The organism is Cedecea lapagei (assembly GCF_900635955.1).
Taxonomy (GTDB): domain Bacteria; phylum Pseudomonadota; class Gammaproteobacteria; order Enterobacterales; family Enterobacteriaceae; genus Cedecea; species Cedecea lapagei.
This window is the reverse complement of the sequence record NZ_LR134201.1, coordinates 3,630,843-3,657,378: the sequence shown is the minus strand read 5'-3', so window position 1 is coordinate 3,657,378 and position 26,536 is coordinate 3,630,843. Positions and strand designations below refer to the sequence as shown.

The window sequence follows — 26,536 nt, the reverse complement described above, 5'->3', positions numbered from 1 at the left end:
AAAGTTGGAAAGTTCATATTAAGCCGCTTTCAGCGCCTGAGTTCGGTATTCTACCGAACCCAGGCTTGTCCACTCGCCTTCACACCAGCGTCTTGACGGTGGCTAATGCTTTCCCGGCATACGAGCAGGCGTCAATACCCGACGCCGCGAACCCCGCCGGCAGCACGAATAGACTCACCCGTGACCCAGTGTGAATCCTCCGAAGCGAGAAAAACAGCGACAGGGGCGATATCTTCTGCTTCTCCGAAGCGTCCCAGCGGCGTTCCCGCAAGCAGCTTTGTACCAAGGTCGCCGGCGAAATTTCCATCAGTGCCCGGCGTATTAGTATGCCCGGGTAAGATCGAGTTAACCCGAATCCCGCGTGGACCAAGTTCACGGGCAAGCGCAAAAGTAAGCGTGTCCACAGCCCCTTTTGTGGCTGAATAGACGCTGGAAGCCAGATAGGGATCGGTACTGAGGATCGAGCTGATGTTGATGATGCTGCCACCGGCGCTGTCAAAAAGCTTCACCGCTTCCCGTATCGCCAGAAAATAGCCCAGCACATTGACATTGAACTGCTTGTGGAAAGCCTCTTCGGTGAAATCGGCGACCATTTCAAATACCGCGATACCCGCGTTGTTCACCAGCACATCCACCTTGCCGTAATCTGCCTTGACCTTGTCGAACAGGCGAATAACGTCGGCCGAATTGCTCATGTCCGCCTGCACGGCTACCGCCTTTCCACCCGCTGACTCGATAGACGAAACGACGGCATCTGCGCCGGTCTTACTGGTGGCGTAGTTGACGATAACCGTTGCGCCTTCAGCACCGAGGGCTTTGGCGATGCCAGCTCCAATGCCGGCCGATGCTCCGGTGACGACAGCTATTTTTCCGCTTAATTTCATTTGAGATCCTTGGGTTAGGTTCACGAATTACGTTCGTTTGGCCGTTGGGTTGGGGGGTAGATTAAGCGATTCGACTCTGTTCCCACGTGCCTATTCCTCGCATGTGCTTGCCTATTCTTCTCATATTAATTGCCGTGCTATAGTGGAGGGCATGAATACGCCTATGGAAGAGTTACGCGCCATCGCCAAACGTGCCGGAGACAAATGGACCGCCACGGCGATCCCCCGTGTCGCGATGGTCAGAGCGGAAGCCTGTTCGGATCAGGTTTATGAGCCGATGCTCCATCTTGTTCTCCAGGGAACCAAGAGCTTATCGCTGGGAAATCAGATTCTACGGTTCAGACCGGCAACCTATTTTCTTATCCCTGTGGATATGCCGGCGATCGGCCAGATTTATTCCGAGGGGCCGGGAGCTCCGTATCTCGCCCTTAGCCTGAAGCTAGACCCCTCCATCATTGCGGCCATGCTGGTTGACTCAGGAGAAAAGGCCCAGGCAAAGTCCGGAACGGATTTTGCCGTTTCAGATGCTACGCCGGAGCTTATTGACGCCTGGCTTCGCCTGATGCGCCTGGTCGACAGGCCGAATGAGGTTGCGGTGCTCGCACCGATGATTGAGCGTGAAATCCTTTTTCGCGTTCTGCAGGGGCCTCAGGGGCACTTGCTGCGGCAGATAGCCAGCACGGATAGCCGTTTAGCTCAGGTCCGCCGCGCAATCGACTGGATCCGCGCCCACTATGCTGAACCTTTTCGCATTGAGTCGCTTGCCACGATGACGGGGATGAGCATCGCAGCCTTTTACCGTCATTTCAGATCGATTACCGCGATGACGCCGATCCAGTATCAGAAAAGGCTACGCCTGCTGACGGCCAGAAGGCTGCTGCTGTTCGAGTCTCGTGATGCCGCGGCGATCGCATTTTCCGTCGGCTATGAAAGTCCATCCCAGTTTAGCCGGGAATATGCGCGTATGTTTGGCCTGCCGCCGATACGTGATGTTTCCCGATTCAGCGGGCCCGATCCTTCAGCAGTTAAAGATTGATCGCGCAGCGGCTCAAGGCGGGCAGGTGAGGCCGTCCCCTGAAAAGCGGTAAAACGGCAAAGAGGATGTCTACCTTGCCGTTTTCGGGTTTATCCTTAATTAGGTTGTGGTCGTTGGCGGGCGGAGCAAATTAACGCGAATAATCTGCTTGTTTATTCATTATACATACGTAAAAAAACCGAATTTTCATCTTATCGTAGGATGATAAACAGGCTACCAGCAGAAAATTTCTTTTAAATTTCCGCCTGGAGAAACCAAATTTGTGAATGGTTATTTTTAAATAAGAGGGCGTCCAGAGTTTACTGAAAACCGCGGTATATTAAAGTATCCAGCTCCTCACGGAGTATCGGCTTTGAAATATAGTATCCCTGAAAGAGATGAACGCCTATTTCCTTTAGCATCAGGAATTTCTGTAAGCTATCCACGCCCTCTGCGACACATTGGCTGCCAATTACCCCGGCGTAATAGACTAAACCCTGAATAAGATTTTTATCATCATGATGATTGAGAAAGGTTTCTACAATATAACGATCGAGCTTGTAGCTATTAAAATTTATCTGTCTGATGGGAAACGCCACGCTGTTTTGTGAGAAGCAGTCATCAAGCGCGAGCCTGACGCCAAGGCCGCTCAGCTTATTCAATAATTTCACCGTTTTTGACTCGCGTGATAAATCAACATTTTCGTTGATATCCAGTACCAGGCATTTCACCCAGGCCTGCTCAACAAGCTGTGCCCTGGCCGTTTCTACGATTTTAAACAGCGCATTGTTATCGAGAAGCGCGGCCGGAACATTGACTGAAAATTCCAGCTTGCCGGCATACTTATTTATACTCACCACGGCTTCTCTGATGATGTAGGCCGTGAGCATTATCCATGTGTCTTTGGTTTTGATCTCCGGGAAAAAATCATGAGGTAGCAGCACCTTACCGTTGGTGTACCAGCGGCAAAAGAGTTCAAAGCCGACGATATTCATCCCGCTGTCCACCACCGGCTGAAAGACAGGAAAGATTAAGCCATGCTGCAAAGCATGGGTGATTTTTCTCTCTTCGCTGCTCAACATTTTTACCGTTAAGCTCCTGGTTCGCGACTGGCGTTGCGCCCTGCGATGCCTGCCTGGTAACAGCCTGGCCATCATCGGGTGGATGGCTGCCAGCTTTTTTAACCCGCTTGAGCGCAGGTTATAGAGTGTTTTTGTGCTGAAGTTTTTTACCGCCTCGGTCTTGTCTGGATTCGGAATGCTGAAAAGATCAAGCAGCGTATTAATCTCATGGAGGGTAAGTCCCTCGTGGCGTAATCCGCCGTTTCTTTCTTCCTGTCTGGCAAGCGATGCAAGCGTTGGGATGCTTTTGATATCCTTGAGAAGCGTGTTTCTTATTTTTACCACGCTGGCATAAATGCTGACTATCTTGATGGTGTTGAGATTAGCGCTGCGCGGCATAACGTTTTTGAAATAGCTGAACAGCCATGACGCAGACAGGCTACTGATGATGATGATATTTATATTGTGATGGTTTATTTGCAGTAATGACATCAGACTTTTCAGGGTCATCAGCATATGAAAGGGATCTTCAGGAATAAATACAATGAGATAGCTAAATTCATCATTATCGTTTTTTTTCGGCAGCAGCCTGGGGTTTTTTCCAGGACTGAGTAGCTTAGCATTTACCCCATTTTCATGAAGCAACGTGGATAAGCCGGTTGCAGAAAAATAGCATGCGGAAAGTATGTGGTAAACAAACTCAACGTGAGATGGTTTACATGGCACAGGCAATAACGGTGAAGTTACATTCATATCAATATCCATTAGTCACTATTTTCTATATCCAATGCAATAGGTTTTATTGATTGGTATATCCTCGCCAGAGGTGTTTTTGATATGTGAAAGCCCGGCCGACGCAGTATAGAAGATGCTCGCGTCAGGTATTACAGTGATAAATTGCAAACGAAAATTTGCGGTGATCTGTTCTATTAAGCGTGCATATTAAGTTCCTTTTAATGAAAAGAAGGATGTGTCATATCTCCGTAATATTAATGATAAATCCAGTGTAATGAATGTTTTATAATTATTTTAAGCATAAATATCCTTATGGGCTTTGGGTGAGTGTGTTTATGATTTTTAAGTGAATGGTACTGTGTCGCCTCTAGTTTCTTTACAGCGTGAGGAATGTCAACACAAATTAATTTTTCAATACCAGACGAGAATGTTTTAAAGGAGGATTCCTAATAGGATTAAATATAAAAAGCATTTAAAATCAAGGTTATGTCTATATATTGCTATTTTGTTAAATATAATTTCAAGGACGATTAAAGATATTTTATTAATATTCACCCCCGGCTCCCACCAATAATTGAGAGGGTAGCTCTCATTGGGGCGAGCTTATGTGAATAGGCGATCGTTTCGTGAAGCTGAAACATAGGTCATATGGAAGGCATTGCGACTGCCGGTTCTGATTAGTTTTATTGAAATTGTTTAAAGGAATAAATTATGAAAATCAAAAATCTGGCTCTGGTTGTTCTGTCAGCCCTGTCTTTGAGCTCCGTAACGGCCTACGCAGCGACGGTTAACGGTGGCACCGTTCATTTCAAGGGTGAAATCGTTAACGCAGCCTGTGCCGTAGATGCGGGTTCTGTAGATCAGACGGTTCAGCTGGGCCAGGTGCGTTCCGCCAGACTGGCGGCGGAAGGTAACACCAGCACTGCTGTAGGTTTCAATATTCAGCTGGATGACTGCGATACCACGGTCGCCACCAAAGCTTCCGTTGCATTTTCTGGCGTAGCCGTAACCGGTAAACCGGATACTCTGGCGATTCAAAGCTCTGCTGCGGGCGGCGCGACCAACGTAGGTATTCAGATCCTCGACAACACCAGCACCGCGCTGGCTCTGGATGGCGCAACCTTCAGCGCTCAAACCACGCTGAACGACGGCACCAACATCATTCCATTCCAGGCTCGTTACATCGCGCTGGGCGCGGCGACTGCAGGTACTGCCAACGCGGACGCGACCTTTAAAGTTCAGTACGAGTAATTCGTCAGACGGACAGGGATAGCATCCGGGGCCAGGGACGGCCCGTCATCTACTATGGATTTGAAGGTGATAACGATGAGTGGAATCAAGCTGGTGTTATGGGTCGTTCTTCTGCCATCGCTGGCGCTGGCCGGCAATAATGCGAATGTAATGCTCCCCGGGGGCAACATGCGCTTCCAGGGCACCATTATTGCCGAATCCTGCCGCGTCGAGGCGGGCGACCGTCAAATGACGGTTGAAATGGGCAGGATCAGCAGCAATCGCTTCAGGGCAGCTGGAGAAGACAGCGATCCGGTTCCTTTCGCACTCCACCTTCAGGACTGTAATACCAACGTCAGCCGACACGTCGGCGTGGCGTTTATGGGCGTTGCTGACGGTAAAAACCCGGCAGTGCTCTCGGTGGGCGAGGGGCCCGGCATTGCCGAAGGGGTCGGCGTTGCGCTCTTTGATGCCGAAGAGCGGGAGATCCCGCTGAACGAGCCCGCAAAGATCTGGACCCGTATCTACCCCGGGCCAAATACTCTCCATTTTATCGCTAAATATCGTGCCACCGGCCATCAGGTTACCGGCGGGTTGGCGAATGCTCAGGCTTGGTTTTCTTTGACCTATCTGTAGCGGGCGGCGGACGTAATGGACACAAACAGCAACGATAAGGACAAAGGTGCGGGCGTGATAAAAAGCAGACACAAAGGCCGTGGTTTTCTGGCGGCGATGATGATGATGGCGACGCTGGGCTTTATGGCTCCTGCGCAGGCAGGGGTTGCGCTGGGAGCAACTCGCGTGGTTTACCCTGAAGGGCAAAAGCAGGTGCAGCTGGCGGTGACCAGCAATGATGAAAAAAGTACTTATCTTATTCAGTCGTGGGTAGAGAATGCGGACGGCAATAAAGACAGCCGTTTTGTTATTACGCCGCCCCTGTTTGCCATGAAGGGCAAGAAAGAGAGTACGCTGCGCATCCTGGATGCGACTAATAACCAGTTGCCAAAGGACCGGGAAAGCCTGTTCTGGCTTAACGTCAAAGCCATTCCTTCCATGGAAAGATCAAAGCTAAATGAGAACACGCTGCAGCTGGCGATCATTAGCCGAATTAAACTTTACTATCGCCCGGATAACCTGGCGCTGGCACCCGATAAGGCTGCGGAAAAGCTGACTTTCAGCCGCAGCAATGGCCAGCTCATATTGAATAACCCCACCCCGTATTACCTGACGGTGACGGATATTAATGTCGGCACCCGGGTGCTTGACAATGCGCTTGTCCCTCCGATGGGAAAAGCCTCCGTGAAGCTGCCGGCCGACGCCGGGAGCAACATCACCTGGCAGACAATTAACGATTACGGTGCGCTGACTCCACGGATGCAGAGCGTTATCCAGTAATTCAGGACGGGCCGTCCTGCATTAAATAACTATGAAGAACTGACTGCCGGGCGAAATCGGACCGGAGGGACAATGTCACATCTAAAATATGGATTAGCGCGCCTTGGTTCCCGTCGCCCTCGGCGCAAATTAGTTTCTGTTTTTACTCTGGTGCAGACGCCGCTGGCGCTTTTGATCGCTATGCAGGCCTTCTCCGCCCACGCGGATCTCTATTTTAACCCTCGTTTTTTAGCTGACGATCCCGCCTCCGTGGCGGATTTGTCCGGTTTTGAAAACGGACAGGAAGCGCCGCCGGGGACCTACCGCGTTGATATTTATCTCAACGAGGGCTTTATGACCACGCGCGACGTCAGATTCACCGCGGCTCACAACGGTAGCGGCCTCGTCCCCTGCCTGACGCGTGAGCAATGGGCTGAGATGGGCGTCAACGTGTCGGCTATTGCGGGCATGAATGCCCTGGCATCGGATGCCTGTGTGCCGATGACTGAATTTATCAAGGAGTCGACCACCCAGTTTGACGTCGGCCAGCAAAGGCTGAGCCTGACGGTGCCGCAGGCATTTATGGGAAATCGCGCCAGAGGATACATTCCACCGGAACGCTGGGACAGCGGCATTAGTGCCGGCCTACTGAACTACAACTTCACCGGCAACAACGTGCAAAACGATCGCGGTGGCACCAGCAACTATGCCTGGCTGAACCTGCAGAGCGGCATTAACCTCGGGGCGTGGCGACTGCGTGACAATACCACCTGGAGCTACAACAGCGGGGGAAGCTCTTCAGGCAATGAAAACAAATGGCAGCACGTCAACACCTGGCTTGAGCGGGATATTACTCCGCTGCGGTCGCGGTTAACGCTGGGCGACAGTTATACCAATAGCGATGTCTTTGACGGCATCAACTTTCGGGGGGCTCAGCTGGCCTCCGACGACAATATGCTGCCCGACAGTATGAAAGGCTTTGCGCCGGTAATCCGTGGGATCGCCCGTGGAACGGCCCATGTCATCGTTAAGCAAAATGGCTATGAAATTTATCAGGGAACCGTTCCTCCGGGGCCTTTCACCATTAACGATCTCTACGCCGCAAGCAGCGGCGGCGATCTGCAGGTGACGATCAAAGAAACCGACGGCAGCAGCCAGAACTTTAGCGTGCCCTGGTCGTCCGTGCCTGTCTTACAGCGTGAAGGACGCACGCGATTCTCCCTGACCGCCGGCGAATATCGCAGCGGCAATAGCCAGCAGGAAGAGCCGAAGTTCTTCCAGGGCACCGTACTGCATGGCCTGCCTGATGGCTGGACGCTGTATGGCGGCAGCCAGCTTGCCGATCGTTACCGTGCCTTCAACCTTGGCGTGGGGAAAAACATGGGCGTGCTGGGCGCGCTCTCCATGGACGTCACCCAGGCTAACGCGAAGCTCGCAGATGAGAGCGATCATCAGGGGCAGTCTCTTCGCTTCCTCTATAACAAATCGCTGACGGAGCTGGGCACGAACATCCAGCTGGTGGGCTACCGCTACTCAACAAGCGGCTATTTTACGCTGGCGGATACTGCCTACAGCCGGATGAGCGGTTACAGCGTAGAAACTCAGGATGGTGTTATTCAGGTAAAACCGAAGCTGACCGACTACTACAACCTCGCCTACAGCAAGCGCGGCAGGGTGCAGCTTAGCCTGACTCAGCAGCTGGGCCGGACGGCAACGCTCTATCTCAGCGGAAGCCACCAGACCTACTGGAACAGCAGCAGCGCAGATGAGCAGATGCAGGTTGGACTGAATACCGCCGTAGATGACATCAACTGGACGGTCAGCTACAGCCTGACAAAAAACGCCTGGCAGGACGGGCGCGACCAAATGCTGGCGCTCAACGTCAATATCCCCTTCAGTCATTGGCTGCGTTCCGACAGCAAATCTGTGTGGCGTAATGCTAATGCGAGCTACAGCATGTCGCACGATCTTAACGGCCGCATGACCAACCTTGCCGGGCTTTACGGCACCCTGCTGGAGGATAACAACCTGAGCTACAGCGTGCAGACGGGCTATGCGGGCGGCGGGGAAGGGAACAACAGCAGCACCGGCTATGCCGCACTCAACTACCGCGGAGGATACGGCAACGCAAACGTGGGCTACAGCCGTAGCGATGGCCTGCGGCAGGTCTACTACGGGGCGAGCGGCGGCATGCTGGCGCACGCAGACGGCGTGACCTTTAGCCAGCCCCTGAACAGTACGGTTGTGCTGGTAAAAGCGCCGGGCGCGGACAACGTGAAAGTCGAGAACCAAACCGGCGTCCGTACCGACTGGCGCGGCTATGCCGTGCTCCCTTATGCCAGTGAATACCGTGAAAACAGGATCGCACTGGATACCAACACCCTGGCGGACAACGTCGATCTTCAGGATGCGGTGGCTAACGTCGTGCCGACCCACGGCGCCATCGTGCGTGCGGAGTTCAAACCGCAGGTAGGGGTGAAAATGCTGATGACGCTGACCCATAACGGAAAACCTGTCCCCTTCGGCGCAGTCGTGACCGCCGAGGCGCTGCCGGTGAGCAGTATTGTGGCTGACGCTGGGCAGGTTTACCTGAGCGGTATGCCGCTGGCGGGTAAAGTGCTGGCCAAATGGGGAGACGGGCCGGATGCCAGCTGTGTGGCTGACTACCGTCTGGGCGAAGAGAGCCAGAAGCAGATGTTGAGCTCGCTTTCGGCGACGTGCCGCTAAGGAACAGGAATGACTAAATCTCTTTATATCGTCGGGATCGCCCTGTCACTGCTCGCCGCCAGTGCGGAAGCGGCGGACAGCACCATCACCATTAGCGGTAACGTCCGGGACAATGCTTGTTCGGTTGCCGCAGAGTCCAAAGATTTCACCGTGGATCTGATGAATAACGCGGCAAAACAGTTTTACGCCGTTGGGGCCACAACGCCCCTGGTGCCTTTTAGCATCGTGCTTTCGCCTTGCGGAGGGCTGGCTACGGCGGTGAAGGTGGGCTTTACCGGCGTGGCAGACAGCGTGAACACCAGCCTGTTAAAGCTGGACGGTGGGGCGCTGGCCGCGGCGGGAATGGGAATACAGATCCTCAACGCCGGCCAGGCGCCGATGCCCATCAACGCGGGGTCGGCGGCTATTCCCTGGACCACGCTGGTGCCGGGGCAGACCAATATGCTTAATTTTTATGCCCGCCTGATGGCGACCCAACTGCCGGTGACCGCCGGGCACGTCAACGCGACAGCAATCTTCACACTCGAATTCCAGTAACCGGAGGCGGACATGAAATGGATTCTACCCGGAAGGGTGCTTGTCGGGGCGCTGATAGTGCTCTCTTCCACGGCGAAGGCCGACGATGTCACCATCACCGTGAACGGAAAAGTGGTGGCGAAGCCCTGCACGATTTCGACCCCAACGGCCACCGTCGATCTCGGCGATCTCTATACCTTCAGCCTGGCGCAGGCCGGGGCGTCGTCGGAGTGGCACGACGTCACGCTGAATTTGACCAACTGCCCTGACGGCACGTCAAAAGTGACCGCCACCTTCAGCGGAACGGCGGATGCGACTGGCTATTACGGCAACCAGGGGACGGCGCGTAATCTCCAGCTTCAGCTTCAGGATAACGGCGGAGCGACGCTGAATAATGGCGCCAATAAAACCGTGGCGGTTGATGCCGCAAGCCAGAGCACCAGTTTCCCGCTGCAGGTCAGAGCGCTGACGGTTAACGGCGGAACGACCCAGGGAACGATCCAGGCGGTGATCAATGTCACCTACACCTGGTCCTGATCGCAAGGAGGATGGAATGAAAAAAGTCATTATGCTATTGGCCACGCTGGTCGGCATGGGGTGGTCAGCCGCGAGCCAGGCATTTACCTGCCAGTCTCTGGGGACATCCATCAGCGGCTCTGGCACCGTCAACGTCCGGGTCAACCTTGTCCCTTCCATTTCGACGGGGCAAAACCTGGTTGTCGATCTTTCCCAGTCGATTCAGTGTAAAAACGATGCGCCAACCATTTACAAGGATCCGGTGAGGATAAGATCCGGCTCTGCTTATCAGGGAGTTCTCTCCTCGTTCAGAGGAACGTTAGGCTACTACGGCACGCAATACCCTTTCCCGACGACGACGGAAACCGCATGGGTGAATCATACATGGGGTGACTACCGCGGCTGGCAGGCCGTGCTCTACTTAACGCCTATCAGCACCGCGAGCGGCGTGGTTGTTAAAGCCAACACAATGATTGCCCAGCTCATTCTGGAAAAAGAGGACTCCCTGAATGGGAATCGTCAGGTCATCAACTGGAATATCTACGCCAACAACGATGTCGTGGTGCCCACCGGGGGCTGTGATGTCTCCGCCCGAAACATTACGGTAAACCTGCCGGATTACCCGGGCACGGCGCCAGCACCTCTGACCGTGCGCTGTGCGCAAAACCAGAATATTGGCTACTTCCTGACGGGCAACACGCTGGGAACCGATAGCTCCATCTTCACTAATACGTCGGCCAACTCGCCGGCGCAGGGGATTGGCATTCAGCTGCTGCGTAACGGTACAGCTATCAGCAGCGGAAGTGCCAATACCGTTTCGCTGGGCACGGTGGGCACGAGCCCGGTGAACCTGGGGCTGACGGCCTCCTATGCCCGCACCACCGGGCAGGTTACTGCGGGTAACGTGCAGTCGATCATTGGGGTGACATTTGTTTATCAGTGAAGGCGATCCGGCGAGTGAGCGTGAGGGCGTAAATTATATTCTCTCTCCCTGCGACATGATGGCTAGCGGGTTGGTAAACCTGCTGGCAGGGAGAAAAATCCGCACGGTATTTCTTCCGGTATCAGGAGAAGAAACAGAGCTGCGGGACGCTGGGGCGAGGCTGATGGTCTATCTCCCCGATCGGCCGTACTGGCTGCTGGTGGTATTGCGGCAGGTGGCGTGCCTGCTCGATCGTAACGGCGGCAGGCTGTCGGTGCTGATTCTGAGCAGAAGTTCAGCCTCATGGATCTGGCGTTCGCTGCAAAAGTTAGTGAAGAAAGAGAGCTTTCTTGGCGGGGTTCGTCTGGCACCGTCCGATTTGCCCTGCAGCAGCCTGGCGGCGCTGATGCTGCGGGACTGGGAGTGTACCGTGAGCCTCAAAAAACAGGCGCTTGAAGAGGAGCAGGTGAGCGGCATCCAGCCGGAAGGGATGACAAAAAAAGAGCTGGATGTGCTGGTGGACTCGCTGGCCGGTCAGGCAATTCAGGAGCAGGCGAGGCAAAGAGGCGTTAGCCACAAAACGCTGTACGTGCAAAGACGATCCGGGCTGAAAAAAATGGCGCACCCGATGCTCTACGAGAAAACGCCGCTGGTGAAAAATAAGCAGAAAGGGCCTCTACCGTCCGGGACAGTTAGTCCGTTGTCGCCTTTTGAAAGGGAGTTCGTTCATGCCATCCATAACCGCCAGGTCTACCCGGTATTCCAGCCTATCGTGGATGGTGGAATCCAGCTGAAAGGGCTTGAAATTCTTGCCCGCTGGGAACGAAACGGGCAAATCATGCAGCCGGCTGAGTTCCTGCCGCAGATCCGCTCCGGCTACGCCTGGCGGCTGCTCACGGCGTTGATGCTGCAGGAGGCTATATGCGGGATTAACCAGTACCGTGGGGCGTATTATTTTTCTGTCAATATACCCGCCGCTATTTCAGGCAGCGAAAGCCTCATAGAGATGATCAAGCAGCTGAGTACCCGGCTAATCAATCCGTTCTGGACGGACAGGCTGGTTCTGGAGATCTCAGAAAGCCTGAATTTACTCGATCGCCATGAGAGCCGGTTTTTGATTACTCAACTTCAGCATTTGGGGTATCGGGTCATGCTGGATGATTGCTTTTCCCGGAGCAGCGTCTACTTCCCGGTGCGTGCGGTACGGTTTAACGACTACAAGCTGGACCGCAAAGTGGTGGAGGACGCGCAGTATGAACCTCATGCGCTGGCGCTGATCAAAAGCCTGGCCTTTTACTGTGATCTAACGGGGAGCCACTGCGTAGCGGAGGGGATTGATAGCCGGGAAAAATTAAGTCTGCTGCGGGCGTCCGGCGTACATCTTTTTCAGGGATACAGTATCTCTCAGCCCGTTTTCAAGTTTGAACTCGCGCAAATGATCGCCGACTTGAAAAAAAGAGAGACGGTGCAGCCCATCGCTTAAGTAAGCGCTTCTTACCCTCTCCCCATTGGGGAGAGAGCCGGGGGGAGGGGCAGAATGATTCCCGAATGTTTGGCTAAGAACCCGCGGGTTTAGTGGTTCTCCTGGATATAGCTGGCAAGCGTCGCCGGGGTTTTCAGCACGGTTGCGACTTCCGTTGGCGGGATAGTACAGCCGTACACGTCCTGCACCTCCAGCACCAGATCCACGGCCAGGATAGAGTCGAGAATATCGGACTCAATCAGCTCATCGTTAAAGCCCACTTTACGGGATAACACTTTTTCAAACAGGGCGAGAATTTCTTGTTCCATCTTTGTTTCCTGAGTCATTAATTCGTGCGAGCCTGGGTATCCAGCAGCTTGCGGTCGATTTTGCCGTTAGGGTTCAGCGGCAAAGCGTCTTTGATAATGATTTGCGAAGGCACCATATAAGGAGGGATCACCTTGGCAAGCGAACTTTTGATCGCTTCCGGCGCCAGGCCGGTTACGCAGAACGCCGCAATGCGCAGCACGCCGCCGCCGGACTTCATCAGCGGCAGCACCACGGCTTCGCTAATGCCGGACATCGCCAGCAGGCGGTTTTCAATCTCGTTGATTTCAATGCGGTAGCCGTTCAGTTTGATCTGGCTGTCGTTGCGGCCCTGGCAATACAGCAGCCCGTCTTCATAGCCGAGATCGCCGGTCCGGTAACCCCGGTAGTGCTCGCTTTCGCGGTGCAGCAACTTTGCCGCATTTTCCTGCGGCAGCCCAAGGTAGCCTCGCATAACGTTTTTTCCCCAGATAATCAGCTCACCTTCTGAGGTAATTTCCATTCGGGACTCCGGCATCATGATGCCCACCGGCAGCACGTCGTTTTCGCTGAGCAGGATCTCGTCGGTAATTTCAACCACCGTGGTGGCGATCGTCGCCTCCGTCGGGCCGTAGGAGTTAAGGATTTTGGCCTGCGGGAAGCGGCGGCGGAGCTGTTTAACCAGCGCCTTGTTCAGCACTTCACCGATGAAAATAAACACGCTTAGCTCAGGCAAATAGTCGCCGTTGAACTGCGGAGAAAGCAGCTTCTGGTAGGCGAAAGAGGGGGTTGAAACCCAGGCCGATACGCCGTTGGTTTTCAGACGCTCCAGCCAGTTTTCAGCGGCGATCTCCTCTTTTGCGTTCAGCACGATATGCCCGCCGGTGGCGAGGTTAGCCAGCAGGGGGATAAGGGAAAGGTCGAAGCTGAATACCGCGTGGTTCATCAGCACCGGCACTTCCGGCAGCGCAAAGTCCTGACGCACCCACTTCATAAAGTGCCACAGGCTTTCGCGGCCGATCTGGACGCCTTTCGGTTTTCCGGTGCTTCCTGACGTAAACATGATGTAGGCCAAATCTGGCTCAGCCAGAACGCTTCCCGCCACGCCGGTTGCCACGAACTGCTTCGTTACCACGTCGTAATAGTATGGGGCGCTCGCAAGCGCGCAGATCTCTTTCAGCCGCTCCTGGGGGTAGATGCAATCCACCGGAATATAAGGGATGTTGTGCAGCAGGCAGCTATAGATTGCGACGGCAAACTCGGCCTGCTGGTGCCCGTATAACACAACCGGCGTGCCGGCTGGCTGCTGGCACGCGGCGTAGCGCTGAGCCCAGTCGGCGGCGGCGACGGAAAGCTGTTGCCAGGTCAGGGCGGTATCGCTGCCGCTGATGGCTAACTGGGTTGGACGCGCGGGGTCGAGTAATGCCGCACGCAGAAAATCCTGCAGTTCATGAAGCTCGGAGTGAAGGTTCATAGAGGTGACATTCCACTAAAGATGTAGAGGGAGACCGCGGCGCTTGCCAGCGTCAGAATTCGTCCAAAAAACGCGCTAACCGGATGACGCAAGACGTTGCTCAGAGCCGGGCTGCGTTTGGCTGACCACAGCAGCATGTTATGGGCAACGGAAATAGCGCCGAACAGCGCGCCGCTGATGACGTAGTGTCGTTCAAGCCCGTTCCAGGCCCCCATGCAAAAGAGCGTGCAGAAAATGCCCACGTTCTGTGCCAGGGTTTTGTTTTGGCGGAAAAAATCGAGCTTCATCAGGTTCATGTAAATCGGCATAAAGACCACGTCGCGCAGCCATTCAGACAGGCTGATGTGGAAGCGGCGCCAGAAGTCCTGCGGATTTTTGGCCAGCACCGGCATATTGAAGTTGGCCGGGATATTGAGGCCAAACAGGCGACCTGCGCCGATAGCCATATTGCTGTAGCCGGCGAAGTCAAAGTAGAGGTAGGCGCTGTAGGCGAGCGACATCACTACGCCGACGGTGAGGGTAAACGGCCGGTGGCTCCAGGATTCGATCACCAGGTTGTCGATCAGCATCGCAAACAAGAATTTTTGCACGATGCCGGTCACGATTTGTTCGATGGCCAGCAACAGCGCGGCGCTGGTAAGCCTGAACACCGGCTTGTTAATATCGCCAACCCACGTTCTCCAGCGGTACATTGGGCCCGCGAGAATAATAAACGGCATAAAGAGATAGCAGAAATAATGCAAAAAGTTTCGGCCATCTTTATTGCTGCGGTAAAGCAGCACATCAATAGCGCGAAACGTCATAAACGACAGGCCAATCATGCCCCAGTGGTTATTCAGGTGTAATTTCACCAAAAACAGCGGCAGTAGGGTCAGGCTTACTGCCTGCCAGGTTTTTAACCAGCCTCTTTCTTTTAAGGTGACGAGAATATAAAAGCTGAAGAATACCGCCACCGGAACAAGATAATCGCCCTGGAAGATATATCCCCAGCCCAGCGCCGCCAGCACCGAAAAAGCCGCTAAATAGGTTAGCCGGTAACGGAACAGGCGATTAACCAGCGCAAACAGCAGTGCCGATGAAAACAGAAAGAAAAAAAAGGTTCCGGAGCTGTACATCATTCACCCTTCAGAATTTTTGATATTCAAAGTGCACTTTTATATTCATGCTGTCGTCCACGGAGGACCACGCAATCACGGTGATTGCCAGCAGGAGATAAAGCAGAAAAAGGCGAACGGCGGTTTTCATCGTAAAAAGCTCTCAGCAATAAAGCGGTCCATGGCGACCCACGCCAGCTCGGTTGGATGCAGACGGTCCCAGTTCCAGCCGTTTTGATAAGGCCGGGCGTACATATCGAAATAGCGCACCTGGTTTTGCTCGAGGTATGCCCTTATCTGACGGTCGACGGGCTGGAATTTTTGGGTGTTTTTTAGCGCCCATGGGTTAAGCGGATCGACAATCACCACAAACTGGGCGTGGCGTGATTTGAGCAGCGCTATGGTGGCCTGGAAGGCTTCCATCTGGCGGTTTACTACCGGCGTTTCGTACCACTCCTCCGCCGTTTTCTCGTCGTCAAAAACGCTTTTGTCCATCCACAATGTCGCTGCGCTTTGCTGGCGGGCCTGGTTCAGCACGCGAGCGTGAGCCAGCGCTTTGCCCCAGTCCGGGGCTACGTAGTTTTCAGCCGGATGCGGCCACGGGCGATGCGGCTCGGGAACAATACGCAGCAGCGCCAGCCAGTGGTTTTTTACCATCGTGCAGAAGTTAGCAAACTCATAATTCACTTCTTGCCAGATAATTTTCGCCTGCCAGCCGTATATTTTCATTTCACCAAAAGTTAAATGGCTAATGTCCTCTTCATCAATATGGTGTAAGTAATTGACCAGCAAAGGACGGGCTTTTTCGTCCGCCATCAGCGGATTGAAAATAGCCGCCGGGAAATGATCGGCAAAAATGGCCGGAGGAATCGTGTCGAAATAGAAACTGTCGGGGGCAAACAGCAGAACAACTTTGCTGTTTGCATTAAGATCGTTTTTAAAACGTGAAAGCAGCAGGAACTGAGTAATGTTATCAACATAACTGTCCCCGTAGGCCACCACCGGCTGACGTAATTGCTTATTAAAGTAATTATATACAGCGTAATGTTCATCTTCGGATGTCGACACTTCGGAAGCGCCGAGGAAAAATAGCGCATTGCCCTGTAAGGCATGGGAAATCGTAGCGATTTTCTCTTTTTGTTCTTTCGGCGTTCCCTCCATTGATTTAATCAACGGCTGGAAGGTGAGCGGCGCAGAGAAGCTCGTCACCAGGGCTGGAACGCAAAGGAGCAAGACGGCAAGCAGCGCCATCAGGATATGCAGGCAGAGAGTATTTTTGATGTTCATTATTAACGTAAGGTTACATGACGCCCATTTGTTTAAAATTTGTTATTTTCTATCAACACAACAAATCATCCCTGTGTACGGCAGCACTATATACCAGGCTTCCCCCCGATGATGAGCGTTGCTGTGTAACGGTATGTACAATGAACCTGCCGCAGTAATAATAATCTGCGCGGCTCCCTCAGCGTAAACCAGGCCGCCCGTGCGGGAGCGCAATGGTGTTATCGTCCGCAGTATTTATCGCATAAAACCGCAGCCTTTCCCGTTGAGTAAATATCAGGCTTACCAAAATTAAGGGTAAAGCCTAAAGATGATATTCCTGCGTGCCATATTTTAGGGCGGCGGTGCCGAAGAAGAGATAAAGCCATAATCCTAAAATAGCCACCGTATCCAGTGATAAAAAGAATTTGCGGTAAAATACTATTTTGTCACCGTTGAGAATGGCTGAGGATGCGCATGATTAACTGGAGTTTGATCGATAAAATTGTCTATATTAATCTGGCGAAGCGTCCGGACAGAAAAGCTGAAATTATCGGGGAGTTAAAAAAAGTTCAGGCTCCGGAAGAGAAAATTATTCATTTTGACGCTATTGAGGAGGAAGAGGGGGCGCTGGGCTGCGCAAAGTCGCACCTGAATGTTCTGATCATGGCGCAAATCAACGGCTGGAACAATGTCCTGATCCTTGAGGACGATATGGTGTTCGAGAATGATGAGCAATCGATTGAAAGAGCTAATGTTTTTTTGAGTGAGTTAGCACGTACTGACTGGGATGTGGGGTTTCTTTCTGCCAGCTATTACATCATTAAAAAAGTGAAGCCTGCCTTTTATAAAGTGGAGTTTGCTTTTCTGGCAAACAGTTATCTGGTTAACCGCCCTTATTACAAAACCCTGATGCATAATTTTTCTCAGGCGATTTACAGAATGGAGCAAGGCGAAGCACGCAATAAAGCCGGGCTGGATACTAACTGGTTAAAACTTATGGAGGAGGGACGCTGGTATGGCGTTTATCCTTGTATCGGACATCAGCGCCCTGGCCTCAGCGATATTGAACATGTGGAGATGGACAGGCGGCAATACTTTAAGCGGCCAATCGCAGAGATAAAACGCTACGGTTCGTTTTAATCTTAGGCTGAATACCGCTGGCTGAAGTATCAGCCCCCCGGACAGGAGGGGCTGTTTTAGCTATATTTTCGCTATCAGGCTATTGGCTCTCGCCAAGCGGCGCTTCCAGCGGAACAAAGCTGTTAATAATTCGGACATAATGTTTGCGCTGCGCTTCCGTGAAGTCATTATTGACGGCCAGGGTAAACACCAGCAGCTTGCGTTTATTCGGGTTCAGCACCGGGTGCCAGGGAAGCGTGACGATAGAGGAGACCTGGCGGATCCAGGTGCCGTCCTCGAGAAACTTATTGGCGGTTTGCAGTACCGGCAGTTTGGCCGGGCCGATTTCATGCTTGAGGTTCTTCCCCTCGACTTCGAATCCCGGAACAAAACGTTTCATTTTATCCCACTGCTTTTCACAGAACTGATCGACGGTCTGGTCTTCTTCAAGGGTGGTGCGGTTGATCAAGATATTGTACGGATTGTGATCCTCATCCATGTACCGAAGGATATTGATCGACTGATCCTCCTGCGGGTTAAACGTCACGAAACTGCCCTCATTGAGGGGGTAGGTCACAGGTTTGTTACTCATAAGCGACTCTCTCAATCCTTGTAGTCTTGCATAGATAACGGAATGATTTCGACGCGGCGGTTTTGCGCGCGTCCTTCCTGGGTGGCGTTACTGGCAATCGGGCGAGAGTTGCCCGCGCCTTCAACGATAAACTGGCTGGCGGCCAGGCCTGAGTGTTCAACAAGCCAGTCGCGGATAACGCGTGCCCGCTCGGTGGACAGCGCCATGTTGACGGCGGCAGAGCCGGTGTTATCCGAATGGCCAATGATCAGGTACATCTGCTGCGGATTACGCGCTATGTCGGGCACCAGTTGGGTAAGAATCTGCTGGCTGTCCGGCATCAGATTGCTGCTGCCGTTTTCAAACAACGCCGCGTTGTTAACGATCTTCAGGAATGCTTCCGCTTCGGACTTATCCTTTTGCTCCAGCAGTCCCTGCAGCGGCTTGATTCGGCTAAGCTGGCCACGAATTTCGCCCCTGTCATAAAAAAGGGAGTAGCCAATGCCGCCGGCGAGGATAAGCAGTAGCGCCAGCGAGGTGACGACTTTTGGCCAGCGTCTACGCCGGGGGAACTTAATCGGCTCCGGCTCCGGCAGCGGCGAAGGGGTAGGGGCAGGCTCCTCAACCGGCGGTAAGGGAATAGCCGGCAGAGGAGGCAGGGCGATAGAAGCCGACAGGCCTGGCAAAATACCGTATCGCTCTGAAAGCCACAGGGACCAAGCCCCATGGCGTGTGAATCCCTGTCCGTGGTCGGCGAGGGTCATGCCGGCAAAATCGAGCTGCGTGCTGTCAAACAGGGTCTGTATCACATTCATGATACGGCTCTCCGCCAGCCAGGAGAGGAGCGTATTGGCTACCGCATGACGCTGAATAGCGTACAGATCTTTGCCCTCGTCGTTGGCATCCAGCTCGGCCAGCAGCTTAGCCCAATGCTGCTCAAGCTTGAGGTGGCCGTAAGGCGGCTCGGCAAGCCCGCCGGTCCAGATGGCCCGGTCCGGATCGTGAGGGAAACGCTGCTGGCTCAGCCGCGTATACAGCCCCAGCATGCAGGGCAGCGGATCGGAGAGATGGATGGATGAAAAGGCGTATTGCCAGGCGGTAATTTGCTCGATCATGATGCTGCTGCTTTCGAAGCCATCCGCCAGCAAGGGGAAATAGGCCATTGTTGCCAGGGTGATGTGGTTTTTTTTTAAATACGCCATCCGCTTGGCCAGCCCGTTGGCGTTCTCCTCGATCACCCAGAGGATCCCGCTTTCGCTGCCGGAAGAGAGGTTAGACTGGCTGAACCATTTGCCAGCAAAAGGCCCGATGACGAAGATCATCAGACGCGGCGAGCCCGCGGCTTCAGCCTGCTGGCTAACCCATGATGCCGTGGCGTGTTCAGCAGGCGGAAGCTCCGGCCGCGCACGGGAAAAATAGCGGGCGCGTTTAGCCGCCCGCAGCGAGACCAGGGCATCGGTGCTGCCTTCGATTTGCATCGTTAAGGTAAGCAGCTTCCAGGCGTAGCGGAAAATGGTTTCGCTGTCGGCATTGAGCAGAGCATCGAGCTGGGCAGAAAGGGAAAGATCTTCATCGCTGTCGACAAAGCCATAAAAATACTGCACCAGCGAATAACGCTGCCAGGACAGGGAGTTATTCTGTGCATTACCGCTCAGGCGTTTATCAAAATAGCAGCACAGCGCCCGGCACAGCGCCTCGCTCTCCTCCGGCGTCTGGCTCTCGGCCAGCAGCGCTTTATTCAGCTGCTCAATCAGTGAGATCAGCCTGAGCTGAAAATCCGGCGCAGAAGGAATAATCCCGTCAAAGGAAAACAGGGTATCCACGCTGACTAATCGACAAAAAAGGGCCTCACTTTTCACCATGTCCTCTCCGTGACGCTGCCCCAGCCCGAGCTATCTGACCATGTACAGAGTCGGATAACTGTGGGCTTGCTGAGGCTGGTAGTTTTAAATTCAACCGGAAGCGTAATCTCTTCCGTGCTCGTCTTTTGGCGTAGTTCATCCAGTTCGCTGCGTGCGAATGTGCACTTATGGAACAGCTCATTCTGCTGGTTATAGACGCTGAGATGCAGGGCGCTGATGTCGTCGGTGTCTGCCTTATAGTCTGCCTTTTTCAGCGTCAGGGTTTTCTTATACCAGGCATGCTGACGGCACAGCCATTCGCTTCGGCTTGCGGGCGGGTCGGGGAAGAAATTGACCTTCCCGGCACCCATGACTTCGGGTAAAACGGTGCCGTTTTGCAGGCAAATACCGGCCTGATACTCAAACTGTTCCAGGGTTCTTGTTTTCCCCAACCCGTAGGGAGCCAGCCCGACATCGGGCGCCGGTTCAAGGCCCAGTACGGCCCTGACGCGCTGTTTCGACGTGGCGTCTCTCTCCCACCACGCCATCTCAACCGCTCCCTGCTCTTTCGCAAGGTTGGTGTGGTCGCCCCAAACTTTGCTGTGCTCTTTGCGCTGGTAGTAGTGCCACAGCAGGGGTTTGTGGGGATGGTAAATGTCGTAGCCGTAGCTAAAGGCGCGCACGGCCATGGCTATCTCCTCGCCCGCAAAGAAAATCTGCGGATCGTTGGGGATCTCCCGGACAAAGTCGCCGCGGGTAAAAATAAACCCTCCGGCAAGATAGCTGCCCCTCACGGGCTCTGGGGACTCAAAGGGGGTAGAGCTGAACATCGGCAGCCCCTGCGGGTTGAACTCCCGGAAGATTAAACGGCTCACATAGCGCTTTTTACTCGCCTCTTCGTCTTCGCCCGGAACAAAAGCAGGCGGGTAGGAGGAGAGTATTGGCCGGGAACATTTTTCCTCCAGCGTGTGGAGCATGGCCATCATTTCGCTATCCCAGCCGGGAATAAACCGGCAGTGGGAGTCAATCTGCAGAAAATAGTCTTCTCCCTCAAACAGCGACTCCGCCAGGCTACGCGCCCAGCAGGCTCCCTGGCTGGCATAGTAGTGCACGCTGATAAGTTCGATTCGGGCCTGCTGAAAATGAAAAGCCACGGCCTCATGCCCGGCCACAGAGCGGCTGCCAGCGGGAATAAAACCGCGCCGGGTAAAAAGGCTGAGATCCCGATCGTCCTGCCAGCAGACGGCAATGTGTAGATTTTCAGGATGCCTGGCATGACGCAGCATGTCCTCAAGCGTCGGGATCAGCTGTGGATCCCGATAGCTGGCGATGCTGATAAAAAGTGTCGCGGGGTTGCCCATCGTCCTTATTCCCTGACTTACTGAATATTAAAAATAATTTCTGCTTTTGCGGTGAATGTGCCGCCGGCAGGTGCGGTACCGTTGCCCGGCAGCAGCGTCGCCTTCCAGGCGAATTCAGCTGGGCCCTGGCTGGTGATAACCCTTGAAGATTCAGCGGTGGATCCGTCGACTTTCATCACTTGATTTTCGCCGTCGGTAATGCGGATTTTTAAGCGATCCATATTGCCGTCCGAATCTTTGATGCGGATAAAGCCGCCGTCGGCCGTTGGCGTGTCGGTAATCATCGAGGCGGTGGCAGAGTAGGAGCCATAGTCACTTTTACAGACGATGGCGAAGTCCAGATTGCGGGTGACGCCGGCCTTCAGCAGCGTGGGCGTCACGTTGTTAAAATCGACGGTTTTGGCATTATCCGCAGTACAGGCCGGGGTGCTGATAATTTTCATTTCACCGATAGAGAGGCTATGGGTGAAGGAGGCGGGGTTCGCCGACAGGATGTAGTTATAGCCAATCATCCCGGGAGGCAGAACGGTATCCCCGGTCGTCGAATTCGTCAGGCGCAGGTTATTGCTGAGTTTATAAAACTCAATCCGGTAAAAAGATTGCGGTGGAATGTCGAGCGTGCCCACTGCACTGCCGTCAGAAAAATGCAGGCTACTGGTTGATGGGAAATTACCAAAAGCTGAGCCGTTACTCGCCAGCATTTTGATGCCGATACCGGGAATATTGGTCGCATAAATCCTCGTGGACGAATCCTGCCCGGACAGCGACACCGCGCGTTTGCCGTACTCTGTCCCTTCAATACAGTCGTCATAACCGACACCAGCCCCGCCGACCGGCGGACTGTCGTATTGCGCAATGGGCGTTGAGGTGCTGACCGGCGCGTCGGCGGCAACAATGATCGTCTTCGAGGGAATCATCAGGGGGGTAGGCGTGCCGCGCGCGAGTGTACAGACGGCCCATGCGCCTGGCGACATCAGCAGTCCGGAAATCAGGATGGTAAGTATCCTTAACATTATTTATTCCTTTTCTTGATTCAGCATGGCGATGATTTCAGGGGGGTACATTTTTTGTAGCTCGGCAAAGCTTTTACCGATGCTCTCCTCCGCGTATTTCAGCACCGGCACCAGCGGGCTGCTGGGCTCGGTCGTGGCAAACCAACTGCGGATTTCCTGCAGACGCTGGATCGCTTCTGTTCGCGTATTGATCCCTTTTTGAGACGCCGGTCGGGCGGGACGGGGCGCTACAGCAGGCGGCTGCCAGGCGGCTTCAGGCGCCGCCGAAGCATCCTGGTAAGGCACTGGCGTTGGCGCAGGCTCGGCCACGCTTTCTGGCATTTTGTGTAACGGGGTCTCCACGGCGGGCGCCTCGCTGCCAAACTCGCGGCTAAACATACCGAGAATGTTGGACAATACCGGCAGCTCCGGCGCCTCATGCCCCAGGCTCTCCGCCAGCGTCTGTTTTATCTGCTCTAAAAAGTGATGGGCCTGCGTCAGCGGGCGGATCGCTTCCCGGGCGCTGGTATGCCATTCGTGAATAATGGCGGCGACGGCCTCGTCCGACAGCGCTCCCTCTTCTCTGGGCACCTGGTGAGCCCTCTCAAACTCTTTAACGGTGATTTGCAGCCCGGAGGCTTTGGGCAGCGTCTGGTTACGCAGATCCAGCAGCAGACCGCCCAGATCCTCCAGCTCGGCGACGGCATTTGCCCGCAGCATCGGGTCGAATTCTCCTTCGTCCAGCAGCTGCGGGTGAAGATCGTCCGGCCAGGTTCGCAGCAGGGCGAGGATCGCTTCGGTGCCTTCCGCCATTGCAGAAAGCCCCTTCTTGCGCAGGCGGCAGCGCATCAAAATCACCATCAGGCGAATATCTTTGCTTTTTTGCAGCAGGGCCAGGCAGTCTCGCTCTGTTTCGGTCCAGTTCACCGGCTCGGCGGCTTCGACGAAGTTGCCGTATTCAGCCCCCAGCTTTGGCTGCAGGCGCGACTGCAGCATGATGAAGGCGGGATCGTAATCGAGCGCTTCGCCGCAGGGGGCATCGCCCGGAATAGGCTGCATCAGAGACTGGTAATAGTCTGAGCAGGTCAGGCTGTCGTGTTGATTCATGAGCGTGTGTTTTCATCCATGGTTACGTCCTCTCCAGGTGAGGGACTAGCGGCGATACATCTCTGGTTCAAAGCTCATGCCGAAGACCGGGGTATCGTTGGTTTCCCTCTCCAGCCAGCTGGCATAGCCCAACTGGTGGCTGCCGTCTAAGGTGGAGAGGGGAACCTGATCGGCGGCAAGGACCAGCTGGACATCCCAGGCATACTCAAAGCCAATAAAGCTCCGGACCAGCTCGCGCAGCACCGCCATGTCGCTGCCCCAGGGGCTAAACAGCATGTACTGAGCCAGCGTCAGCGGTCCCATCATTAGCTTGAATTTATGCTGCCGGTCGAGCACGGTATTGCCGAGAATGGCTCCGTCACCCAGCAGCGCGGCGCAGCTTTCCTCTCCCAGCGCGGTTTGATCCTTCCCCTCAAGGAAAATCCACTGCAGCTCGAATTCCTCCATCTGCACCGGGACCTGGAAGTAGTACTCCATCGCGCCTAACAGGCCATCAGGGTTACGTGCCTCGCGGATCAGGTGGGCTGAGGACGCCAGGCGGGCGTGTATCGGCAGCGGCGCGGGATCGAGCTCGGCGGGATCCAGCCCTACCAGGCTGCCGACGTAAAACGAAAAGCGCTCGTCCTCTTTGCGGTCGAGCGAGGCCGTATCCTGCGACAAGAACCAGGCCCGATAAAACTGGCTAAGCGCCCGGTGGTGGAAGATATCGACAAAATCAATCAGCGTAGGGTCATGCTGCTCGTACCGGGAGTAGGCCAGCTCGGAAAGGTGCAGCGGCATCGCTCCCTGGGCGCCCCAAATCCCCAGCCCAAAAAGCTGTAGCTTGATTTTGTCGTCCTGCTGCTGGATGGCGGCTATCTCGCGCGGGGAGAAGGCCATGCTGGAAACCTGTCCCAGCCGGAAGCGTTCCTGAGAAGGCAGAGAGGCTTTCCCCGGTGGCGGCAGGGACGGGGTGCGGGCGGCAATGGCCCGCATAATGCTGATAAACCCGGCATCCCAGGGCGCGCTGGGATCGAACCAGTTTTCCAGCCCTGGCGGCAAAGAGGTACCCTGCGGCGAATTCGGCGATGTCATAGCGCGCCTCGCCTGCCCGGACGGGCTTTCCAGCGCGCTACCAGGCCTCGCTGCATGGAGTGCAGCTCCGTTTCGGTAAAGATATTGATGGCGGCATGGCGCGACAGGTAGTTCTCCATAATCAGCCCAAACAGATAAGGGCTGACGCCGGAGAATCCCTCTTCGTCAACGGTCAGGCTACAGCTCACGCCGCGTCCGTAAACCAGCAGCCCTTCCTCCGAGAGCCGGCGAACCACCGGGCGGGTTTGACAGCCAACGAGGCTGTTGATTTGCGCCATGGACTCCAGATCGGATGCGGTTGTGAACAGCCGCAGCATATTACGCAGGGCTTCACCTCCCTGGGCATGCTCCATGTCCGACAGCGGCAGATAGTTAAAGCTGAGCTGACGAATCAGGCGCCAGGCTGATTCACCGACAGCAAACGGCGAACGCGGCGCGCTGGGCGCACTCACAAAGCGAGCGCCGTGAATCGGCACCGAGTCTGACATGGTCAGATCGAGGCTCCCGCTGCTGGTCAGCAGCCGGGGCAAATCACGGTTGGTGACCATGGCATCGACCAGCAGATAGCGAATATGCTCGCCGTAGGGCGCCTCCTGCTGATCGACCAGCGAGATAAAAATTTCCGTCCCGCTATAGGGCGTGCGCGTATCGTATTTTCGACTGCTGGACTCTTTGGTCCTCACCGTGCGGTTGACGGAAAAATAGCGACCAAAGTTCCCGGTATCGCTGTGGCGGGTTTGATAGAGTGGGTTAAACGTCAGCTCTTCGCTGGTTTCGGCCTGCAGGCCAAACACCTTATTGACCGAGAACACCTCGTAGTCGAGAGGGCGGCTGCGGTCGGGCACGATATGGAAGTTATTAAGTGCCCGGTTGACCTCAATTCTGTCGACGCGTTTCGGGAAAAGATTAATCACCGGCGTACAGAATAACAGAAAGCGCGAGGCGTCCAGGTGAGCGACCAAATCCTGCGGGAGTTTATTCAACAGGATAATAATCTCTACCTCATTGGTATTATTTTCTGCGAGGGATTCGGCTAATTGTGTGAGCGAGAAAAAATAAAATCTTTCACGGCATGAAATATATTCCTGAATTAAAGTGTGGCCGTGGAACATATTCCACTGCAGCGGTAATAAACTCTGATCCGGTGCCATGCCTTCAAATTTTAACGGCCGTTCGTTGATGACGTAATAGCGGTTTTTTTCCTGCTCACCGCTGCGCACAACCATGGCAACGTGGCTTCCGTGAAGAAGCTCGAAAGTATGAGAGACGATACGCTCATCTCCCTGAATATATATCGGCAGTTCATCAAGCCCTTTTAGTTCAGAAAAGACCAGCTCACCCTGCAGCTTCAGTTTAATGCGCAAAGCACCCTTTAATTGATGGTGCTTGATGCGGTAGTGCTCAAGATTAGGGATATCCGGTGGTATCGAGGTCAGGCGAACTTCGGCTATCTCCAGCGGCCAGAGCGTCACGTCCTGGTTGTTCCTGAACTCGCAGCGGGTCATCTCTCCGGGCAAAATTCGGCTATAAAAGGCGCTCTGCTTTGGGATCCTGTAGCCCTGGGTGAGATCCCCTTCGCTAAGGTTAGGCTCCAGCTGTACCACTCCCATGGACGGGGTGGGGGAGTTATAGTTGGGATAGACAATATCCAGCAGGCGCTGGGTGAATTTAGGAAATTCCGCGTCCAGCTTTATCTGCGTTCTGGCCGATAAGAAACAGAAAGCTTCGATTAAACGCTCAACGTAAGGATCGGCAATCTCAATGCCGTTCATCCCCAACCGCCCGGCAATCTTGGGATGACGTTCGGCAAACTCTTGCGCCATTTCTCTGACGAAAGTCAGCTCCCGATTGTAGTAATCCAGAAAGTTGTGTTCCACTTGTCACCCTGT

General features: G+C 54.3%; 23 protein-coding genes. 10 read left to right on the top strand and 13 right to left on the bottom strand.

The window, feature by feature from the left end; genetic code table 11:
* Window positions 1-131: 131 nt before the first annotated feature.
* Entirely contained in the window at window positions 132-884 is a 753-nt protein-coding gene (locus EL098_RS17845; protein ID WP_126357428.1) for an SDR family NAD(P)-dependent oxidoreductase, read from the bottom strand.
* 151 nt (window positions 885-1,035) lie between these two features.
* Between EL098_RS17845 and EL098_RS17840 the strand changes: the two genes are divergently transcribed.
* Complete coding sequence (locus tag EL098_RS17840) at window positions 1,036-1,920, top strand: AraC family transcriptional regulator (RefSeq protein ID WP_126357427.1); 885 nt, start codon at window positions 1,036-1,038, stop codon at window positions 1,918-1,920.
* A 299-nt stretch (window positions 1,921-2,219) separates the two neighbouring features.
* On the opposite strand, the gene EL098_RS17835 is transcribed toward EL098_RS17840, so the two are convergent.
* Window positions 2,220-3,725, bottom strand: coding sequence for an EAL domain-containing protein (locus EL098_RS17835; protein WP_126357426.1), 1,506 nt, complete (start codon window positions 3,723-3,725; stop codon window positions 2,220-2,222).
* A 681-nt stretch (window positions 3,726-4,406) separates the two neighbouring features.
* On the opposite strand from EL098_RS17835, the gene fimA reads away from it, so the two are divergent.
* From fimA to EL098_RS17795, 8 genes are all read left to right on the top strand, one after another.
* A complete protein-coding gene (gene fimA, locus EL098_RS17830) occupies window positions 4,407-4,946 on the top strand; it encodes a type 1 fimbrial major subunit FimA (protein WP_126357425.1) in 540 nt (179 codons plus the stop codon).
* Window positions 4,947-5,021: 75 nt separating this feature from the next.
* Entirely contained in the window at window positions 5,022-5,561 is a 540-nt protein-coding gene (fimI, locus tag EL098_RS17825) for a type 1 fimbrial minor subunit FimI (protein WP_126357424.1), read from the top strand.
* Between the two features lie 96 nt (window positions 5,562-5,657).
* Window positions 5,658-6,320, top strand: coding sequence for a fimbria/pilus periplasmic chaperone (locus EL098_RS17820; RefSeq protein ID WP_164716943.1), 663 nt, complete (start codon window positions 5,658-5,660; stop codon window positions 6,318-6,320).
* 72 nt (window positions 6,321-6,392) lie between these two features.
* Window positions 6,393-9,026: a fimbrial biogenesis usher protein gene (locus EL098_RS17815; RefSeq protein ID WP_126357422.1), complete on the top strand. Its 2,634-nt coding sequence runs from the start codon at window positions 6,393-6,395 to the stop codon at window positions 9,024-9,026.
* 9 nt (window positions 9,027-9,035) lie between these two features.
* A complete protein-coding gene (fimF, locus tag EL098_RS17810) occupies window positions 9,036-9,563 on the top strand; it encodes a type 1 fimbrial adaptor subunit FimF (RefSeq protein ID WP_126357421.1) in 528 nt (175 codons plus the stop codon).
* Between the two features lie 12 nt (window positions 9,564-9,575).
* Window positions 9,576-10,079 (top strand): type 1 fimbrial minor subunit FimG, encoded by a 504-nt coding sequence (fimG, locus tag EL098_RS17805; RefSeq protein WP_126357420.1) that lies wholly within the window; start codon window positions 9,576-9,578, stop codon window positions 10,077-10,079.
* A 16-nt stretch (window positions 10,080-10,095) separates the two neighbouring features.
* Complete coding sequence (locus tag EL098_RS17800) at window positions 10,096-11,001, top strand: fimbrial protein (protein ID WP_126357419.1); 906 nt, start codon at window positions 10,096-10,098, stop codon at window positions 10,999-11,001.
* Entirely contained in the window at window positions 10,988-12,463 is a 1,476-nt protein-coding gene (locus tag EL098_RS17795; protein ID WP_232012244.1) for an EAL domain-containing protein, read from the top strand. The genes EL098_RS17800 and EL098_RS17795 overlap by 14 nt, the downstream gene beginning before the upstream one ends.
* 89 nt (window positions 12,464-12,552) lie before the next feature.
* On the opposite strand, the gene EL098_RS17790 is transcribed toward EL098_RS17795, so the two are convergent.
* From EL098_RS17790 to EL098_RS17775, 4 genes are all read right to left on the bottom strand, one after another.
* Complete coding sequence (locus EL098_RS17790) at window positions 12,553-12,771, bottom strand: acyl carrier protein (protein WP_126357418.1); 219 nt, start codon at window positions 12,769-12,771, stop codon at window positions 12,553-12,555.
* Between the two features lie 17 nt (window positions 12,772-12,788).
* Window positions 12,789-14,222, bottom strand: coding sequence for an AMP-binding protein (locus EL098_RS17785; protein WP_126357417.1), 1,434 nt, complete (start codon window positions 14,220-14,222; stop codon window positions 12,789-12,791).
* Entirely contained in the window at window positions 14,219-15,337 is a 1,119-nt protein-coding gene (locus tag EL098_RS17780) for a membrane-bound O-acyltransferase family protein (protein ID WP_126358501.1), read from the bottom strand. The genes EL098_RS17785 and EL098_RS17780 overlap by 4 nt, the downstream gene beginning before the upstream one ends.
* Before the next feature lie 126 nt (window positions 15,338-15,463).
* Window positions 15,464-16,603: a D-alanyl-lipoteichoic acid biosynthesis protein DltD gene (locus tag EL098_RS17775; protein WP_126357416.1), complete on the bottom strand. Its 1,140-nt coding sequence runs from the start codon at window positions 16,601-16,603 to the stop codon at window positions 15,464-15,466.
* 453 nt (window positions 16,604-17,056) lie between these two features.
* Here EL098_RS17775 and EL098_RS17770 point away from each other — a divergent pair, with 453 nt between their 5' ends.
* A complete protein-coding gene (locus EL098_RS17770; protein ID WP_232012243.1) occupies window positions 17,057-17,722 on the top strand; it encodes a glycosyltransferase family 25 protein in 666 nt (221 codons plus the stop codon).
* Between the two features lie 79 nt (window positions 17,723-17,801).
* On the opposite strand, the gene EL098_RS17765 is transcribed toward EL098_RS17770, so the two are convergent.
* The 7 genes from EL098_RS17765 to tssF are packed head-to-tail and all read right to left on the bottom strand — an operon-like array spanning window position 17,802 to window position 26,524.
* Complete coding sequence (locus EL098_RS17765; protein WP_126357414.1) at window positions 17,802-18,293, bottom strand: DcrB-related protein; 492 nt, start codon at window positions 18,291-18,293, stop codon at window positions 17,802-17,804.
* Window positions 18,294-18,304: 11 nt separating this feature from the next.
* Window positions 18,305-20,134 (bottom strand): OmpA family protein, encoded by a 1,830-nt coding sequence (locus EL098_RS17760; RefSeq protein WP_126357413.1) that lies wholly within the window; start codon window positions 20,132-20,134, stop codon window positions 18,305-18,307.
* A complete protein-coding gene (locus EL098_RS17755; RefSeq protein WP_126357412.1) occupies window positions 20,128-21,474 on the bottom strand; it encodes a GlcNAc-transferase family protein in 1,347 nt (448 codons plus the stop codon). Before EL098_RS17755 ends, EL098_RS17760 begins: the two co-directional genes overlap by 7 nt.
* Window positions 21,475-21,491: 17 nt before the next feature.
* A complete protein-coding gene (locus EL098_RS17750) occupies window positions 21,492-22,487 on the bottom strand; it encodes a fimbrial protein (protein WP_126357411.1) in 996 nt (331 codons plus the stop codon).
* Between the two features lie 3 nt (window positions 22,488-22,490).
* Window positions 22,491-23,573, bottom strand: coding sequence for a type VI secretion system protein TssA (locus tag EL098_RS17745; protein WP_126357410.1), 1,083 nt, complete (start codon window positions 23,571-23,573; stop codon window positions 22,491-22,493).
* A gap of 45 nt (window positions 23,574-23,618) precedes the next feature.
* Window positions 23,619-24,647 carry a type VI secretion system baseplate subunit TssG gene (tssG, locus tag EL098_RS17740; protein WP_126357409.1) on the bottom strand — a complete coding sequence of 343 codons (1,029 nt, stop codon included), beginning with the start codon at window positions 24,645-24,647 and terminating at the stop codon, window positions 23,619-23,621.
* On the bottom strand, window positions 24,644-26,524 hold the full coding sequence (gene tssF, locus EL098_RS17735) for a type VI secretion system baseplate subunit TssF (RefSeq protein ID WP_126357408.1): 1,881 nt from the start codon (window positions 26,522-26,524) through the stop codon (window positions 24,644-24,646). The genes tssG and tssF overlap by 4 nt, the downstream gene beginning before the upstream one ends.
* Between the last annotated feature and the right edge of the window lie 12 nt (window positions 26,525-26,536).

Excerpts from the sequence above, each read along its gene's own strand:
- tssG (WP_126357409.1), bottom strand. The coding sequence starts at position 24,647 with ATGACATCGCCGAATTCGCCGCAGGGTACCTCTTTGCCGCCAGGGCTG.
- EL098_RS17820 (WP_164716943.1), top strand. The coding sequence starts at position 5,658 with ATGATGATGATGGCGACGCTGGGCTTTATGGCTCCTGCGCAGGCAGGG.
- EL098_RS17800 (WP_126357419.1), top strand. The coding sequence starts at position 10,096 with ATGAAAAAAGTCATTATGCTATTGGCCACGCTGGTCGGCATGGGGTGG.
- EL098_RS17815 (WP_126357422.1), top strand. The coding sequence starts at position 6,393 with ATGTCACATCTAAAATATGGATTAGCGCGCCTTGGTTCCCGTCGCCCT.
- EL098_RS17760 (WP_126357413.1), bottom strand. The coding sequence starts at position 20,134 with ATGGTGAAAAGTGAGGCCCTTTTTTGTCGATTAGTCAGCGTGGATACC.
- fimF (WP_126357421.1), top strand. The coding sequence starts at position 9,036 with ATGACTAAATCTCTTTATATCGTCGGGATCGCCCTGTCACTGCTCGCC.
- EL098_RS17790 (WP_126357418.1), bottom strand. The coding sequence starts at position 12,771 with ATGGAACAAGAAATTCTCGCCCTGTTTGAAAAAGTGTTATCCCGTAAA.
- EL098_RS17765 (WP_126357414.1), bottom strand. The coding sequence starts at position 18,293 with ATGAGTAACAAACCTGTGACCTACCCCCTCAATGAGGGCAGTTTCGTG.
- EL098_RS17755 (WP_126357412.1), bottom strand. The coding sequence starts at position 21,474 with ATGGGCAACCCCGCGACACTTTTTATCAGCATCGCCAGCTATCGGGAT.
- fimI (WP_126357424.1), top strand. The coding sequence starts at position 5,022 with ATGAGTGGAATCAAGCTGGTGTTATGGGTCGTTCTTCTGCCATCGCTG.
- fimG (WP_126357420.1), top strand. The coding sequence starts at position 9,576 with ATGAAATGGATTCTACCCGGAAGGGTGCTTGTCGGGGCGCTGATAGTG.
- EL098_RS17835 (WP_126357426.1), bottom strand. The coding sequence starts at position 3,725 with ATGGATATTGATATGAATGTAACTTCACCGTTATTGCCTGTGCCATGT.
- EL098_RS17785 (WP_126357417.1), bottom strand. The coding sequence starts at position 14,222 with ATGAACCTTCACTCCGAGCTTCATGAACTGCAGGATTTTCTGCGTGCG.
- EL098_RS17780 (WP_126358501.1), bottom strand. The coding sequence starts at position 15,337 with ATGTACAGCTCCGGAACCTTTTTTTTCTTTCTGTTTTCATCGGCACTG.
- EL098_RS17770 (WP_232012243.1), top strand. The coding sequence starts at position 17,057 with ATGATTAACTGGAGTTTGATCGATAAAATTGTCTATATTAATCTGGCG.
- EL098_RS17840 (WP_126357427.1), top strand. The coding sequence starts at position 1,036 with ATGAATACGCCTATGGAAGAGTTACGCGCCATCGCCAAACGTGCCGGA.
- fimA (WP_126357425.1), top strand. The coding sequence starts at position 4,407 with ATGAAAATCAAAAATCTGGCTCTGGTTGTTCTGTCAGCCCTGTCTTTG.
- EL098_RS17845 (WP_126357428.1), bottom strand. The coding sequence starts at position 884 with ATGAAATTAAGCGGAAAAATAGCTGTCGTCACCGGAGCATCGGCCGGC.
- EL098_RS17750 (WP_126357411.1), bottom strand. The coding sequence starts at position 22,487 with ATGTTAAGGATACTTACCATCCTGATTTCCGGACTGCTGATGTCGCCA.
- EL098_RS17775 (WP_126357416.1), bottom strand. The coding sequence starts at position 16,603 with ATGAACATCAAAAATACTCTCTGCCTGCATATCCTGATGGCGCTGCTT.
- EL098_RS17745 (WP_126357410.1), bottom strand. The coding sequence starts at position 23,573 with ATGAATCAACACGACAGCCTGACCTGCTCAGACTATTACCAGTCTCTG.